This window comes from Pectobacterium jejuense (genome assembly GCF_026800125.1).
Lineage (GTDB): Bacteria > Pseudomonadota > Gammaproteobacteria > Enterobacterales > Enterobacteriaceae > Pectobacterium > Pectobacterium jejuense.
On the sequence record NZ_JAPQKX010000001.1, the window covers coordinates 48092 to 65102 of the forward strand.

Genomic DNA, 17011 nt, shown 5'->3' on the forward strand with positions numbered 1-17011 from the left:
AGCCAACATAATTTTAAAAGATAAACAGAGGTGTGAAAATTTAAGTTGTGCGTAGAAATTTATTATCGATTAACGGAAATTTATCCGTTTTCATTAATGAAATTTTACAAGATGAGGTGGGGAATAAAGGCATTATCGGTGAGGAAGGTTAAACGGTGTCTAAACCATCTATACTCGTCATACTTCAAGTTACATGTGCGTTGGCTACGTTCAGTCACCCGAATCACTTACCTGAGTAAGCTCATCGGGATTCCTTCGCTTGCCGCCTTCCTGAAACTCGAATTATTTAGAGTATGTATTTTCCTAAGCCGCCACGGCTTTTACCTGACGGCTTAGGTTCGCGGCGGCTTAGGTCAGGGTGATTAACTGACGTTTTCTGCGGTGCTGCGCAGCCGATCTTTCAACTGGCTGTATTCCTGCTGTACATAATTCTCTGCTGCCTGCTGATCGTCGATGGCTTCCAGCTTCACGGCGCAGTGTTTGTATTCCGGCGTTTTGGATACCGGATCGAGATGATCCAGCGTCAATTCATTGCAGGCACCGATCCACCACTGGTAGGTCATGTAGACGGCACCTTTATTGATGCGCTCGCTGACGGCAACGCGAGAGATCACCTTGCCGCGTCGTGACGAAATCCAGGCTAGCTGCTGATCGCGGATGCCTAAACGCTCAGCGTCATAGGGGCTAACCTGCACGTAGCCCGGTTCATCCGCCAGAGTTTGTAATGCGGTGCAGTTGCCCGTCATGGAACGGCAGGAGTAATGGCCAACTTCGCGCACGGTGCACAAGACCAGCGGGTAATCTTCATCCACCAGTTCCATCGGCGGTCGCCATTCTGCGGTGAGCAGCAGGCCTTTCCCGCCGGGACGATCGAAGTGATTACCGGCATACAGCCACGGTGTGCCGGGGCTGTCCTCCGTTGGGCACGGCCACGGCACATAGCCCAGTCCTGCCATTTTCTCGTAGGTCGCGCCGTAATACAGCGGGCAGAGTTCTCGCAGCTCGTCCCAGATCTCCTGCGTATTGTTATAGTGCATCGGATAACCGAGCGCCGTTGCCATCAGGCTGATGATTTCCCAGTCGGGTTTGACATCGCCCTGCGGCTCCACAGCTTTATAAAAGCGCTGGAAGCCTCGGTCGGCGGCGGTATAAACCCCTTCGTGCTCGCCCCAGGAGGTTGCGGGTAAAATCACATCGGCAATCGCGGCGGTCTTGGTCATGAAAATGTCCTGGACGATCAGCAACTCCAGCTCGTTGAACGCATTGCGCAGCATCGACAGATCCGGCTCGGTTTGCAGCGGATCTTCGCCCATCACGTAGTTGGCTCGGATCTTCCCTTCTTTTATCTTGTGCGGGAGATCGGTCAGCGAGTAGCCAATTTTGTCGGAGAGTTCAGGCACGCCCCAGGCATCGGCAAATTTCGCCAGTACCGCTTTATCCGTGACGTTTTGATAACCGGGGAACATATTGGGCAGCGCCCCCATATCGCAGGCACCCTGTACATTGTTTTGCCCACGCACTGGCCCGACGCCAACGTTTGGACGCCCCAGATTCCCGGTCAGCAGGGCCAGGCCGGACAGCCCTTTGACTACATCCACACCTTGGCCCCACTGCGTCACGCCCATTCCCCATAGAATGGTGGCGGACGGCGCCGCGGCATAGATCCGCATCGCGTCGCGAATCAATTTCGGCGACAGTCCGGTGATGTCAGCGACATACTCCGGCGTGTATTTCGCGACGGTCTTGCTGAATTCTTCGAAGCCTTCGGTATGGCGGGCGACGTACGCTTTATCGTAGTGGCCTTCGTTAATCAGCACGTTAGCGAACGCGTTGACCAATGCCATGTTGGAACCATTTTTCAACGGCAGCCACAAATCGGCGATGCGGGCGGTTTCAATATGGCGCGGATCGCACACGATGATTTTTGCTCCGCGCGCTTTGGCTTTCAGGATCCGACGTGCCACGATGGGGTGTGAGTCTGCGGCGTTGTAGCCAAAAATCAGGATGCAGTCGGTTTTTTCGATTTCGCAGATAGAGTTGCTCATTGCGCCATTGCCCAGCGTAACCTGTAGCCCGGCAACCGAAGGGCCGTGGCAGAGTCGGGCGCAGCAGTCGACGTTATTATTCCCGGTGACCGCCCGGGCAAATTTCTGCATCACATAATTGGTTTCATTACCGGGACCGCGTGACGAGCCGGTGTGCATAATCGACTCGGCACCGTACTTCTCTTTAATCGCCTTCAGACGGGAGCTGGCGAAACCGATAGCTTCATCCCAGGATACAGCCTCAAAGGGGGCACCTTTCTGACGTCGAATCAGCGGCTGCTTTAAACGCGGCGTCAGAATTTTCGTGTCGTTAAGAAAATCCCAGCCGTAATAGCCTTTCAGGCATAGTTCACCTTCATTGGTGACGCCGTTTGCCCCTTCCGCACCAACCACTTTGCCGTTCTCTACCAGCAGGTTAATTTTGCAGCCTGACCCGCAATACGGGCAGACGGTAAGCACTTTCTGCATGATTATTCTCCAAAGCCAAGTCTTGGATCGTAAGAACTGCATTTCTGCGGCAGGCTGTTGATGCAGTCATCTAACCTTCGATAATCACCGATAAAGAAAATTAATTTACTGATCGTGGTCATGCTCAGGGCGATGATAAATCGTCCTAACGCGTTGAGTGCTGCGACCTTTTTCCATAGGACATTCGTCTGGAAAATAACCTGACAGCGTATTCATCCTCTTTATCCGTTAATGCCTATACTGTTTTTGACGATATTAACTCTATGTGCCACCGATTGGGCTGGGGTAGTCATGCCTGTCGGCTGTTTAAAACAACGGAAATTGGTATCTCAAGGAAGATAACGCATTCTATTCGTTAATTTTTTTAGCTTAGTTTCCCATCTAATGGGGCATGAATCAGGGAATTCCAGAACGTCTGTTAGCTCGCGTGGGATAAGGGCGCGAGACAACGGGCGGCACCGTCATGGGTAAAAAGTAAATACTTTTCCGACAGAGCGTGCGGGCGGTATTTGTTAACGTCGCGGAGTGCATTATGGAATTTCTAAGAAATGTCAGCATAAAATTAATGGTGCTGATCATAGTGGCTTCCCTGTTAGTGGCATGGGGAGTGGCATCAGGATTCAGTCTTTACTCGCTTTATCAGGTTACGAATTTGCTTGATAAAAGTGAGACTCAGCGAAAAACGTATTCCCATCTGGTCTATGGCGCCGATCAATATTTTCGGGCTGTAACTCGTATGGAAAGAACCATGGATTATTTGCAGCGCAATGAGCCAGAAAACGCCAAACAGACGTTGGAAATGGCACAGAGTGCGATCAAAAACACCAAAGAAGCGCTGGATAAGTTCCAGACAGCGGAGCACGTTGGTGTCGATCAGGCAACGGTTGATGCGGTGAAGAATACCTGGAACACACTGATCTCTTCTTCTATCGATCCGATGAATGCGGCGCTGCAACGCAACGATCCCGAAGCATTCCGACAAATTTTCCGCTCAGTTTATCCTCCTGTCAGCCTGACGTTTGGAGAGAATATCAAGCGATATTCGGACGGTATTACCGCCTCTTCGTTGATTCCAAGTGTGAATGAACACAATGATAAAAACCGCAATGCACTTATTGCAGGGATGTTCATTGGGATCATTGTGCTGATTTTCACCGAGTATTACCTGAGAAACTATTTGGTGATACCGATTGCCGTACTGAAATCGCACCTGTCGCAGCTGACTGCGGGCCGCTTAGGCTGTGAACTGGCGGAATTCGGCAAGAACTGTGCAGGGCGGTTGATTCCCGATATCAAGCGGTTGCAGAAAAGTTTGCGTGATACGGTGACCGTCATCCGGCAAAGTACGACGGAAATCAACAACGGGACGTCGAACATTAAGGATGGCAATGATGATCTTTCCAGCCGTACGGAGCAGCAGGCTGCGGCACTGCAGCAGACGGCTGCGAGTATGGAAGAGATTAGTTCGACGGTGCGTCAAACCACCGATCACGTACATCAGGCACGTAAGCTGGCGCAGGACGCCGCCGACATGGCGAAAAAAGGTGGGGATATCAGCACCAATGTGATGACGACGATGGAAGGGATCAGTGCCAGTTCCCGGCAAATTTCCGATATCACCTCGGTGATTAATAGCATCGCATTCCAGACCAATATTTTGGCGCTGAACGCGGCGGTTGAAGCGGCGCGTGCGGGTGAACAAGGACGAGGGTTTGCCGTGGTGGCGGGTGAGGTTCGAACTCTGGCGCAGCGCAGTGCGCAGGCGGCGAAAGAGATTGAGGCGCTGATTGCGGAATCGGTTTCGCGGGTAGAAACTGGCGCGGGACAGGTGAAACAATCCGGCGAAGCAATGACGTCAATTATCACCGCTATCGCCCACGTGAACGATCTGATTAGCGAAATCGCAGCGGCAACGGATGAACAAACGCGCGGTATTACGCAAATTAGCCAGGCAGTGCATGAAATGGATAGCGTCACGCAGCAAAATGCACTGTTGGTGACCCAATCGGCGGAAGCGGCCGCCCGTCTGGATGAACAATCCAGTGAGCTATCTGCCGTGGTGGATGTGTTCGATCTGGATTCAGATTGCGATCCGACAATGTCTTTTTCCCGTCAGGCGGTCTCCGCCCCCGTCCATCGCGCGGTTGGGCAGAGTGCTACGCCGCTACTGTCGGCACAGGGTCGCAACGGTGAAGGATGGGAAAAATTCTGATCCGTAGCGGGTTAACTACGCGACAGACGTTGAACGTAAGATAGCCCACGAGGCGGGTTGCGAGCCGGGCGGAAAGGAATCTGCTCGGTTCTGTTGATCGCGGGTTATCGCTTGAACGTCAGGTTGACTTGAATAGCAGTGTCATCGCCTAAAAATAATCGGTGAAGCGCGTTAGCCGTGACGCGTGTAATGCGTTGGATTACTGAGGGAAAATGGCGTTTTTCTCTGTAAATCTGACTGTGTTAATGTAAAGAAATGCCATTTTAAGACGGGTGTATCTAGCGTTTGGATGGCTTATTTAAAATAGTGGCATAGTTATTGCTATATTTAATTGGTGGTTTTTTGTCGTTTTTGAGATTAAAAAGCTGTGTTTTTCTGGGGTTATAGAAATAAAACGGAATTTATTGGCATTCAGTTAAATTTGAAATTATTTGTTACACACTAAAGTGGTTGTTGCTCATGTTTTCGTGACGTAAATCAAGACAGATGGCGGCTTCAAAGTGATAATAAGAATAAATATCATTTGTGCTTCATCACTCGCTTATGTCTATCTGGCAAAAAACGCTTCTCGTGTTGTGTTGGCTGTTGAGTTGTTCAGTGGCAGTTGCCGCGACCGATTACGCCTCATTTATTCAAGATATCGAAACCCGGCTGGATAAAACGGCTCAGCTCTATGAGCAACAAAAGCCGGATGATGCCCGCACCGAAGTTCAGATGGCCTATTTCGAGGTGTTTGAAAACCTTGAAGGCTCCATCCGTATCAACATTTCCGCGCAGAAAAGCTATCAGTTGGAAGCGACCTTCGGTGAAATCCGCCGCATGATTGGCGAAGGAAAACCGCAGGCCGAGGTGCAGGCCAAAATTTCCTGGCTGAAGGGCGAACTGGATGCCGTTCTGCCGGTGCTGTCGGAAGGACACAAGCTGGTCGCACAGGAGCAGCACGGTGCCTATGACAATGCTGAGATCGCGCCGTACTGGCAGCAGAGTTTCAAAATCATCGATGACCAGCTCGCGCAGGCCGTGACCGAATATCAGGCTGGCGATTACAAAAAGGCCAGCCAGAGCGTGCAGCAGGCGCACTATCAGGGTTTTAAAAACTCTGAAATGGAGATGTCGGTCAGACAGAATCGCTCAGCGCAGCAGGCCGCCTCCATTAATCAACAATTCTCCGCGCTGATTACCCTAGCCAGTCAACCCGATCAACTGACGGATGTCGCCTATCGGGTCACCACGCTGTTGCAGGATATCGAAGATGTCCTGCCGGGATTGCCAACAACGCGAGACAGCCAGCAGGCCACGGCAACACCTGCCGCGAACGCCGATACGGGTGCCGTGCCGGACGCAAACTGGGCGAAAGTCGCCGATGATATCAATCAGGCCATTGCCGTGGCGATCGCGCAGTACCGTCAGGGTCAGGTCAAACCTGCCATCATGGCGGTGCAGGACACCTATTTCGATCTGTTTGAAGCCACCGGCATGGAGAACAAAATTGGTTCTCGCGATGCGGCGTTCAAATCGACGCTGGAAGGGTATTTCACCCGTCTGGTGAGCCTGATGAACGCCAAACAGCCTGCGGAGCAGCTGCAAGGGCAGGCCGATGCGTTGCAGCAGGAACTGGCGAAGGCGGTGACCATGCTGGGCGACGGCGGCGAAACACACTGGAGCCTGTTGATCTACAGCCTGCTGATTATTGTGCGCGAAGGGCTGGAAGCCTTGCTGATTGTGGCGGCGATCGTGGCCTATCTGGTGAAAAACAATCAGCAGGACAAGCTGCCGCTGATTCGCCAGTCGGTTTACGTCGCACTGCTGTGTAGCGTGATTACCGCTGTCATTTTCCAACTCGTGTTCACCAATTCCGGTGCCAGCCGTGAGCTGCTGGAAGGCATTACGATGCTGATTGCCGTCGTGATGCTGTTCTTCATGAGCTACTGGCTGTTGTCCAAAGTGGAAGCACGGCATTGGAAGGCCTATCTGGAAGGTAAACTGTCCCATTCGCTAAGCAGCGGCTCAATGATTGGCCTGTGGCTCACCAGCTTTCTGGCCGTGTACCGCGAAGGCGCGGAGACGGTGCTGTTCTATTACGCGCTGGTCGGTGATGCCAGCAACATGGCGGGGCACCTCTCCATTCTGGCCGGGTTTGCCATCGGCTGTGTGATCCTGCTGATCGCCTACTTCGTGATGCGCTACACCATCGTCAAACTGCCGCTGAAGCCGTTCTTCATGTTTACCGGCTGCTTTATGTACCTGATGGCGTTTGTGTTCGCGGGTAAAGGCGTGCTGGAACTGATCGAAGGCAAGCTGTTTGAACCAACGCTGCTGACCGGCGTGCCGGAAATCAGCGGGTTGGGGATTTATCCTTATGTGGAAACGCTGATTCCACAAGGGGTGCTGGTGGTCGCGGCGTTAATCGCCCTGTGGGTGATGCGGCGCAGGGCGTCTGCCGTCTGATAAAGCAAGCATCCGACGTTAATTTACTACTGAAAGCAATAAGAGCAGCAAATAACCATAACAACCCCAATCGCTTGGCGAATTAAGCGAGGAGGGACGACTGAGATGAGGATGGGTTTGATGAATATGCAAAAAAGTCTGATTGCGGGTGCAGTTATTGCCGGTATTTTCACTGCGCCTGCCGCGCTGGCGTTTAAAGAATACCCAGCAGGTGAGCCTGTTTCCATGAACGAAATGGAAATTGCCGCTGTTTATCTGCAACCTATCGATATGGAACCGCGTGGGATGGGCCTGCCTGCTGCGAAAGCGGACATCCATCTGGAAGCTGATATTCACGCCGCTGAAGGCAACAAGAATGGTTTCGGTGCCGGCGAGTGGATGCCGTTCCTGACCATCGCTTACACCCTGACTAACACCGATACCGGTGCGAAGCAGGAAGGTACATTCATGCCGATGGTGGCCAGCGATGGCCCGCACTACGGCGCGAACATCAAAATGATGGGCGTGGGTAACTACAAAGTGACTTACCACATCGATCCGCCATCAAAAGCCGGTATGCACCGCCACACCGATGGTGAAACGGGCGTAGGCCGCTGGTGGAAACCGTTTGATGTCAGCTTTGACTTCAAATACGTCGGCTTAGAATAAGGTCTTCTGTCCGCGATGTTCTGTCGCGGCCATGTTCACGCCTCTGTGGGTCGTTATCGTGGCTCGCAGAGGCGGCGATTTTTCGGTTCGTGTACTGATGCCACCCAGCATCACGCTCAACCAACGCACCTGCAACGTGAAGTATGACGAGAATATGAGTTATTTCTTTATCACGACACTTCAATCCTTCCTGCCGATAGCGCTATTGCTGGGGCTGAACTGGAGCCATCGTTCCACGCCGACGGTTAGATCGCTGGGTTGGACCACGCTGCTGGCGCTGTTCGCCGGTACGTTTATTGGCGTGCATTTTCCTAACGGACAGGCGTTTCTGCTGGGCTTTACGGCGCTTCAAGCGCTGGCCTTGACCCTGTTTCTTGCCTGTCAGTGTTTTTCCCACCCGCGTATTGGCTATCTGTGGCAGGCGCTGCTGGTGGCGGGCGCGGCGGTGCATTGGGGCAACGATCCCAATCTGACCGCGCTGACGACTATCCATGTGGTGAATACCGATCTGCTGCTGAATTTCAGCGCCGTGGTGCTGGCGTTTGGCTGGCTGGTGTTCTGTGCCGCGCTGTGCGGCATGATCGTGCGCCGCATTCGTATACTGCGCTGGCCATTGCTGGCGCTGCTGGTCGCACTTCTGCTGTTGCCGATAAGCGGCAACCTGCTACTGCTGTTGATGAAATTACAGGTGCTGGGGCTCACCAAGCCGCGCTTGAGCTATGTGGCACACGTCACCAACAGCGCGTATTTATTAAATTACCTCAGTGCATTGTTCATGGCTGCGCTGGCTGTCGGGCTGGTTTGGCCGCTACTTCATGCGCGTCGCCAGATGCTGGCCACGCATGAGGCGATTGAAAAGCGTAAAGCGACGGCAGGCTATCGCACGCTGCGCCGCACGCTGTTGGCGACGGTCACGGCGCTGTTGGTGGTAGTGCTGGCCCAGCTCTATTGGGACAAGGTCGCGTCGCAGCCGCCTCGTCTGTCGGAAGCACAGCCGGTGACGCTGGCGGCCGATGGCAAAGTGCATATTCCGATTGAGCAAGTGCGTGATGGCAAGCTGCATCGCTTCGTGTGGATTGCCGATGACGGCAAGGCCGTGCGCTTCTTCATCATTAACCGCTATCCCGATCGCCTGCGTCTGGGCGTGGTGTTTGATGCCTGTTTGCTGTGCGGCGATCAGGGCTATGTGATGGAAGGCAATCAGGTGATTTGTGTCGCCTGCGGCGTGCATATCTTCATTCCTTCTATTGGGAAGGCGGGCGGCTGTAATCCGGTGCCGATCGAAGGGTGGAGCAACGACGATAACGAACTGGTGATTGAACGGGCGTCACTGGCGGCAGGTACTAATTACTTCTCGACGGTGGTGTCGATGGAAGTTATCGACCCGGTTGATGGCTCCAAACTGACTAACGTGAGTGCGGAACATAAATATCGCTACGGCGGTAAAACGTACTTCTTCTCGTCGGAGGCCAACTACAACCGCTTCCGCGAAAGTCCCGCGAAATTTGCCACTGCCAAAGTGGCGGCTGGCGAGCAGGCTGAGGGGGAATAATCATGCTGTGGCGACTGTTACGTCAGTCCTGGCGCAGAAATATCCGGCGTAAATCGCTGGCGGTGCTGACCGTGTTTTTGGCAGCGGGACTGATCTCCGCGCTGCTGGCGGTGTCTATCGACATCGGCGACAAAATGGCGCGCGAGCTGAAGTCTTACGGCGCGAATATTTTGATTGAGCCAGCAGGGCAAGCGGCGCTACCCGCGCTGTTTGGCGAGCGCAGTAACCCGCTGGAAGGGCAGGATTTTCTGGATGAAGCCGAGCTGCCGAACATCAAAGATATCTTCTGGCGCAACAACATTGTCGGCTTTGCGCCGCTGCTGAGCGGTGATGTTGAGATCAAGGGACAGCCGATTGCCGTGCTGGGCACCTTCTTTTCTCAGCCTGTTGCGGTGCCGGATGAAGAAGACTATCGCACGGGACAAATGACCGTTAGCCCTTACTGGCAGGTGGCCGGGCAGTGGCCGCAGGAACCGGTGACGACGGACAATGTGGTGCAAACGCTGGTGGGAAAACAGCTGGCGGCACAAACAGGCTGGAAAGTCGGGGATAAACTCGCGCTGCACGGCGCAAAAGGCGACGCAACGGTAGAGGTGAGCGGTATTCTGAGCAGCGGCGGTGATGAAGAAAGCCGCCTGGTGATGCCGCTGGCAACGGTGCAATCGCTACTGGGGTTGGCCGGTAAAATTCAGGCGATTCGCGTATCGGCGCTGACCGTGCCGGAAAACGAACTGTCACGGCGGGCGCGGGAAAATCTGGAAGCGCTGAACGCCGAAGAGTATGACCTCTGGTACTGCACCGCTTATGTCTCTTCGATTGCGCACCAGTTGGAAGAAGCCATTTCTGGCTCGGTGGTGCGGCCTATCTGGCAGGTCGCCGCCTCGGAAGGCGTGGTGATCGACAAGATCCAGCTGCTTCTGGCGGTGGTGACCTTCGCCGCGTTGGTGGCGGCAGCGATGGGGATTGCCTCGCTGATGACCAGCACCATCATGGAACGGGCCAAAGAGATCGGGCTGATGAAAGCGCTGGGTGCACGTCAGTGGCAGATCATGCTGCTGTTTTATCTCGAAGCGGCGTTGAGCGGGCTGGCTGGCGGAATTGCGGGCTGCGTCGCCGGCTGGGGGCTGGCGAAGGCCATTGGCCTGATGCTGTTCGGCGTACCGTTGAGTTTCGCGTGGATTGTTATTCCTTGTGTGCTAGTGATCTCGATGCTGATCGCCATCATCGGAACGTGGTTCCCGGCGCGCCGGATCGCCAAACTGTATCCGGTGGAGGTGCTGTATGGGCGCTAATGGCTGGATGAACAGTATGTTCTGGCGGCTGGTGTTCCGCGCGCTGCGGCTGCGTATGCAGCGCGTCAGCGTGGTGTTCGCGGCGCTGATGGTCGGAGCGGCGATTGTGACGGCGATGTCTGCCGTCTATTTCGATATTAACGCCAAGATGAGTCAGGAGCTGCGCACCTTCGGGGCGAATTTTTACATCGGTCCGGCGCGGGGCAATACGATCCCACAGAGTACGTTTCAACCGATTATCGACAACGCACCGGCTGGGTTAATCAATGCGTCCAGCCCTTATCTGTACGGTATGGCGCGTACGGAGCTGGAGAAAGTGGTGCTGATGGGCGTGTGGTTCGAATCGCTGCGACAGCTGGCACCGTACTGGCAGGTCACGGGTAACTGGATTGGCGTCAGCTTCGATGACCGTAATGCCATGATCGGGGTGAAGCTGGCGGAGCGGCTGAACGTCAAAGTTGGCGACAGCATCACGTTGGTGGGCGACGGCGGGAAGCAGCGGTTGCAGATCAAAGGCATCGTGGAATCCGGCGATGCGACGGACAACATGCTGATCGTGAATCTGGAGCTGGCGCAAAAGTGGCTGGATAAAGAAGGTGCGATCAGTAATGCGCTGCTGAGCGTCAGCAACGATCTGGGGCAGGTCGATCGCTTTGCGGCACAGCTCCAGCAGCAGTATCCGCAGTTGGAGATCCGCCCGATCCTGAAAGTGTCGGCGTCGGAAGGTCAGGTACTGAATAAAATCAAGGGGCTGATGGGGCTGGTATCGGCGGTGATCCTCGTGCTGTCTTCGCTGTGTGTGAACACGACGCTGATGGCGATTGTCGGCGAACGCGCCCGCGAATTCGCGCTACAGAAAGCGCTGGGGGCAAGCGGGCGAGACATCATCCGGCAGATGCTGGCGGAAACCGGCATTATCGCGCTGGCGGCCGTGTTATGCGGTTTGCTATTGGGCTATCTGCTGGCACAGGTGCTGGGGATGGCCGTATTCAACGCGACGATCTCGCTGCGTTTACCGGTGTTCCCGCTCACGCTGGCGCTGTCTCTGCTGGTTGCTGCCGTTGCGGCGGTGGTTCCTACTCGGCGGGCGATCTACGTCGAACCAGCCAAAGTCTTGAAAGGAGAGTAGTTCGATGTCTGTAGAGGTGAACGCGCAGGAAAGGGCGCAGGCCGCGGAGGCGGTGATTGAAACTCGCCAGCTCTATAAACGCTTTGGTCAGATTACTGCGCTGGAGAACATCAATATCCGCATCGCGCGCGGCGAGTTCGTCGCCATCATGGGCGCGTCCGGTTCGGGTAAAACCACGCTGATGAATATTCTCACCTGTCTGGATACGGTGAGTGAAGGACAGGTATTGCTGGACGGTGTCGATGCCGCTGGGCTGGATGAAGAAGGGCGACGCCAGTTTCGGGCCGATAAGATTGGGCTGGTATTCCAGCAGTTCCACCTGATTCCATTTTTGACCGCATTGGAAAACGTGATGCTGGCGCAGCATTACCACAGCGTGGTGGATGAAGCGGCGGCGCAGCGCGTGCTGGAACAGGTTGGGCTGGCGCATCGCGTCGATCACTTACCGAGCCAGCTTTCCGGCGGTGAGCATCAGCGCGTGTGTATCGCCCGTGCGCTGGTGAATGAGCCTCCGGTGATTTTCGCCGATGAACCGACGGGGAATCTGGATGAAGAGAATGAACGGCGGGTGCTGGATCTACTGAAAGATCTGCATCGGCAGGGGCGCACCATTGTGATGGTGACGCACAATCCTGAGCTGGGACGGTTTGCTGACCGCATTATCCGCCTGCAACACGGCAAGTATTTCGGTGAAGAGGTGAATCATCATGAAATGGCGTAACGGGATTACCGCACTGTGCCTGCTGGGCGCAGTGGCGCTGAGCGGCTGTAAGGAAGAACAGGTTAGCGTCGGGGCGCAGGCACCGGCGCTGGCGGCCTACGATCTGGCGGGGCAGCAGGTAGAACTGTCGCGCTGGCAGGGGAAAAGCGTGTACCTGAATTTCTGGTCGTCGGGCTGTGGCGGCTGCATGGTGGAAATGGGCGCGCTGGAGAAGCTGAGTAAGGAGTATGGCGATAAAGTGGTGGTGGTGGCGGTTAACACCGACCCTGACGGCGTAGACATCACCTCGATGCTGGCACACCACAAGGTGACCTATCCGGTGGTGCGCGATCAGTTGGGCATTACCAAAGAGCGCTATCAGGTCAGTGGCACGCCAACCTCGTTTATTATTGATGCCAACGGCAAGGTGACCGATCAGCATCAGGGGGCGAGAGATGAAGCACAGCTGACCGCGCTGTTTCAGAAGCTGGCAAGCCGGACATAAAGACCGGCTTATTTCCACAGCCTCTTAGGCGTGCGTTTATTCGGTTCGTGAAGCCGGCATCGGGACTTCTACCACCGTTGATTTTTTCACAACGACAGGTTCCGGTTTCACCCGCATAGCGTAGATCACCCCGACAATCAGGCAGGTGATGCCGCAGAGCGTTAGCAGCGGCGGCCAGGATTGCCGGATGATGAAGGCATAGGTCAGCCCCGCCAGCGTTTCAAACACAATCAGCGGCCCTACCAGTACCGTCGGCAGGCGCTGGCTGGCTTCGTTCCAGAACAGCGTACCGATCCACGAACAAAACAGCCCAATCGCTAGCATCAGCGGGATAAAAACCTCAGGCCGTGGGCCGAACGGCTGCGTAAAGGTGCTGTCCGTTAGCGCCAGATGGCCGCACACCAGCAGATAACCCAAGAGCGCCAGCGGTAGCGTGACCAGCCCCTGCGCTGTAGCCCAGGTGGTCGGCGTATTGCCTTTGTGGTCGCGTAGCCAGCGGGCGTTACGCAGCGGATACCAAGTCCAGCAAACCACGGCGAGAAACGCCATCGCAATGCCGCTGGCGTAACGCCATAAATCGAATTCGACGGTGGTTCCTTTCAGTTCCGCAATATTGACGCAAACTAGCCCAGCCGCAATCAGCAGCAGCGAAGGCAGCAGCCGACGCCAGGCCACGCGGCCATCGTGCTTGCTGTACAACATATTGGCGGTAACGGAAATCACCACGGGCAGGGTGCCGATAATCATCGTTGAAATCGGTGCGCCCGTGCGCTGAATCGCGCTGGCGAGCAGGAAGTAGTACAGCAGATTACCGATGATGGTGAGCTTCGTAGCCTCCAGCCAGTCGCTGCGGGTTAACTGGCGCAGACGACGGCGATCGAGCCACGCCAGCGGTAAGGCAATCAGCCCAAAAGCCAGATAGCGTCCGGTGGACTGCAAAGCCGCAGAGTAGTCCGGTACGATCAATGGCCCAACGAAAATCAGCCCCCACATCAGTCCGGCGGCAAGCGCAAATAAAACCCCTATCAGCATGATAAACCCGTTTGTTCACAATAGTGCATCGCGCCAGTCTAGGGAGAGTCGGTGTCGAATGATTGTAGGATATTGCTGTTTATTCCCGTCATACTTCAAGCTGCTTGTGCGTTGGCTGCCCTTACTCACCCCAGTCACTTACTTGTGTAAGCTCCTGGGGATTCGCTCGGTTGCCGCCTTCACGCAACTCGAATTATTTAGGGTATATCATCTGTGGGGTAACGATGACGGCATGCGTGCTGAAAGCGTTAGCGCTGAGCCGGATACACCTGCTTTTGGTAGCGAATGGGCGTGACGCCATAGCGTTGGGCGAAGGTACGGGTCAGATGCGCCTGATCGGTCAGCCCGACGGCGGCGGCGATATGCGCGGCAGCCATGCCACGTGTCAGCATCTGTTTGGCTTCATACAGCCGAATTGCCATCAGCATCTGGTGTGGCGTGACGTGAAACTGGGCTTTGAACTGGCGCAGGAAATGATACGGACTCAGGGAAACCAGCGCCGCCAGCTCTTTTAAGGTAATCGTGTGGGCGAAATTCTCCCGCAGATAGGCTTTCACCACATCAAAGCGGTGCAGCGGCTCAATCCTCTGGCGTTGGGCAATGTGCGCGTGAGGCCGGAAAAGCGCAATCAGCGACAGCAGCAGGCTTTCACTCGCCAAGGGATCGGTCGTCTGCCACAGCGCGGCCAGCGTCATCGCCAGCTGGCGTGCAGTTGCGGGATCGTGGCGTACGACGTCGGTAAACCACCAGCCTTTCTCGCCGGAGACGCTCTCCAGCACATCGGGTGGAATGTAGATCATGCGATAGCGCCAACCGTCTTCCGTCGCGGATTCCCCCGTATGTAGCTCATCAGGGTTCATCAACACTAACGAATCGACAGGCGCAATATGCTTGGCTCCACGATAGCGGAATCGCTCCGCACCGTCGTCGATGGTGCCGATGCCAAACGCCTCATGCGTGTGCGGCTCAAAGGCATAACGGCAGATATGCGCGTGGTAAAGCTCAATGCCGGGCAGAGTCGGCAAATGCCGGAACTGGGCATAGTCTCTTTCATCGGTAAAGTGTTCCGGTACGCCCTGCATGCTGCTACCCCGTCGCTGATCCTGACCTTCATCATAGCAGTGATATACCCGTAATACTTCAAGTTGCATGTGCGTTGGCTACGTTCACTCACCCGAATCACTTACTTGTGTAAGCTCATCGGGATTCCCTCTCTTGCCGCCTTCCTGAAACTCGAATTATTTGGGGTATAGCACGTCAGCTTGAAGTCGTGCGTTCTATTTAGCGTGTACGGAAATAGCGAAAACAGAGAATAAAAGCGCTGAGATAAATAGACCAGAAAGGCATAAATCATAGCGAAATGGTTGATTAACGGTGTGCGCGTGGCAATGGTGATTTTTTATAACTAGTTGATTCTACTATTTATCTCTATTCCTTGTTAGATAAGATAGCGCGACAGACATACCGTTAGTATAAAAAAATATAATCAACTCCATTTGCTTATTTGTTCTGGCTCTCATTACTTGCATCAATATTGCTATCTGTAATAAAGGACAAGGGAGTGAAAGGTGAACTTTCAGCAACTGAAGATTATTCGTGAATCAGCACGGTGCAATTACAACCTGACCGAGGTGGCGAATACGCTGTTTACCTCTCAATCCGGCGTGAGCCGCCACATCCGTGAGCTGGAAGAAGAGCTGGGGATTGAGATCTTCATCCGTCGCGGCAAACGCCTGTTAGGCATGACCGAACCAGGAAAAGAGCTGCTGGTAGTGGCTGAGCGCATCCTGAATGACGCCAGCAATATTCGGCGGTTGGCGAATGTCTTCACCAATAACGACACCGGCCAGTTGGTGATCGCGACCACGCATACGCAGGCGCGTTACAGCCTGCCGCCGGTGATTAAAGCCTTCCGCTCTCTGTATCCGCAGGTGCGTCTGGTGCTGAATCAGGGCACGCCGGATGAAATCGTGGCGATGCTCCATTCCGGTGAGGCCGATATCGGTATTGCCAGTGAGCAGTTGATTAACGATCCCTCGCTGGCGGCGTTCTCCTACTATCGCTGGCACCATTCGGTAATTGTGCCGGAGCACCATCCGCTGACGCAGGAGCCGGTGATTACGCTGGAAATGCTCAATGCGGAGCCGTTAATCACCTATCGTCAGGGAATTACCGGTCGTTCGCGTCTGGATCGCGCGTTTCAGGCGGTGGGTATGTCGCCGGATATTACGCTGAGCGCACAGGATTCGGATGTGATTAAAACCTATGTCGAGCTGGGGCTTGGGGTGGGGATTGTGGCCGATATGTCATTCGATCCAGTGCGAGACAAAGGTCTGGTACGGTTGAATGCCGAGCATTTGTTTGAAGCGAACACGGTCTGGCTGGGGTTAAAAAAGGGTCAGTTACAGCGTAACTATGCCTGGAAATTTATTCAGCTGTGTAATACAGAACTGTCGCTGGATGACATTAAAGATAAGGTGTTCTCGGATAACGATGAAGCGGTTATTGATTACCAAATCTGACGGATAGCGCGCTTTCCTAACCCGATGCCCAGCCAGCGTTTTTCTGACTGGGCAGGTGTTTTTCTTTCGATTTTGTCGCGATTTTTTGTATCGCGATACCCGCCGTTTTCTGTGCTCGATTCAGCATAAATATGGTTTATCGTGCCGATAATCTGCTTGATCTGATCGTGCTGCAATAGTAGTATTCCCGCCATAACAATAACTTATGTCTGAATTTTTGTTAATCGATACAAATACTTGTGCGTTTTTATTGAATAATTATGTTAATGATTTTGGTATCGCACTAGAACATTTACCCTAAATAATTCGAGTGGCAGGACAAAACGTGTGCGTTTTGAATAGCGCGCATGCAGCTTGAAGTATGACGGGGTAATCCATCAGACATCCTTCTCACTAGTCAGTCACCTCCACGTTGATTTTTTCGGTTCGTATTGCGCCGGAGTCGCGCTAGCGCCATG

At 54.3% G+C, this 17011-nt stretch carries 13 protein-coding genes; 9 read left to right on the forward strand and 4 right to left on the reverse strand.

Annotated features, from left to right (window positions below):
* Positions 1 to 362 precede the first annotated feature (362 nt).
* Positions 363 to 2513 (reverse strand): formate dehydrogenase subunit alpha, encoded by a 2151-nt coding sequence (fdhF, locus tag NXT09_RS00185; protein WP_268578446.1) that lies wholly within the window; start codon positions 2511 to 2513, stop codon positions 363 to 365.
* Between the two features lie 532 nt (positions 2514 to 3045).
* Here fdhF and NXT09_RS00190 point away from each other — a divergent pair.
* From NXT09_RS00190 to NXT09_RS00225, 8 genes are all read left to right on the forward strand, one after another.
* Positions 3046 to 4725 carry a methyl-accepting chemotaxis protein gene (locus tag NXT09_RS00190; protein WP_268578447.1) on the forward strand — a complete coding sequence of 560 codons (1680 nt, stop codon included), beginning with the start codon at positions 3046 to 3048 and terminating at the stop codon, positions 4723 to 4725.
* Between the two features lie 543 nt (positions 4726 to 5268).
* Positions 5269 to 7173, forward strand: coding sequence for an FTR1 family iron permease (locus NXT09_RS00195; protein WP_268578448.1), 1905 nt, complete (start codon positions 5269 to 5271; stop codon positions 7171 to 7173).
* Between the two features lie 120 nt (positions 7174 to 7293).
* Positions 7294 to 7821 (forward strand): iron transporter, encoded by a 528-nt coding sequence (locus NXT09_RS00200; protein ID WP_010285198.1) that lies wholly within the window; start codon positions 7294 to 7296, stop codon positions 7819 to 7821.
* A 154-nt stretch (positions 7822 to 7975) separates the two neighbouring features.
* Positions 7976 to 9373 carry a Fe-S-containing protein gene (locus NXT09_RS00205; protein WP_268578876.1) on the forward strand — a complete coding sequence of 466 codons (1398 nt, stop codon included), beginning with the start codon at positions 7976 to 7978 and terminating at the stop codon, positions 9371 to 9373.
* A 2-nt stretch (positions 9374 to 9375) separates the two neighbouring features.
* Positions 9376 to 10665, forward strand: coding sequence for an ABC transporter permease (locus NXT09_RS00210; RefSeq protein WP_268578449.1), 1290 nt, complete (start codon positions 9376 to 9378; stop codon positions 10663 to 10665).
* Positions 10655 to 11794, forward strand: coding sequence for an ABC transporter permease (locus tag NXT09_RS00215; RefSeq protein WP_306417416.1), 1140 nt, complete (start codon positions 10655 to 10657; stop codon positions 11792 to 11794). Before NXT09_RS00210 ends, NXT09_RS00215 begins: the two co-directional genes overlap by 11 nt.
* 4 nt (positions 11795 to 11798) lie before the next feature.
* The gene (locus tag NXT09_RS00220) at positions 11799 to 12515 is read left to right on the forward strand and encodes an ABC transporter ATP-binding protein (RefSeq protein ID WP_268578450.1); all 717 of its coding nucleotides are present in this window, start codon (positions 11799 to 11801) and stop codon (positions 12513 to 12515) included.
* Complete coding sequence (locus NXT09_RS00225) at positions 12502 to 12999, forward strand: TlpA family protein disulfide reductase (RefSeq protein WP_174869314.1); 498 nt, start codon at positions 12502 to 12504, stop codon at positions 12997 to 12999. Before NXT09_RS00220 ends, NXT09_RS00225 begins: the two co-directional genes overlap by 14 nt.
* A 36-nt stretch (positions 13000 to 13035) precedes the next feature.
* Here NXT09_RS00225 and NXT09_RS00230 read toward each other — a convergent pair whose 3' ends face one another.
* Positions 13036 to 14031: a DMT family transporter gene (locus NXT09_RS00230; RefSeq protein WP_268578451.1), complete on the reverse strand. Its 996-nt coding sequence runs from the start codon at positions 14029 to 14031 to the stop codon at positions 13036 to 13038.
* Between the two features lie 248 nt (positions 14032 to 14279).
* Positions 14280 to 15113, reverse strand: coding sequence for an AraC family transcriptional regulator (locus tag NXT09_RS00235; RefSeq protein ID WP_268578877.1), 834 nt, complete (start codon positions 15111 to 15113; stop codon positions 14280 to 14282).
* 486 nt (positions 15114 to 15599) lie between these two features.
* Between NXT09_RS00235 and cbl the strand changes: the two genes are divergently transcribed.
* Complete coding sequence (gene cbl / locus NXT09_RS00240; RefSeq protein WP_010285215.1) at positions 15600 to 16553, forward strand: HTH-type transcriptional regulator Cbl; 954 nt, start codon at positions 15600 to 15602, stop codon at positions 16551 to 16553.
* On the opposite strand, the gene NXT09_RS00245 is transcribed toward cbl, so the two are convergent.
* Positions 16541 to 16747, reverse strand: a complete 207-nt coding sequence (locus NXT09_RS00245) for a hypothetical protein (protein ID WP_268578452.1) — start codon at positions 16745 to 16747, stop codon at positions 16541 to 16543. The genes cbl and NXT09_RS00245 overlap by 13 nt on opposite strands.
* Positions 16748 to 17011: the final 264 nt, after the last annotated feature.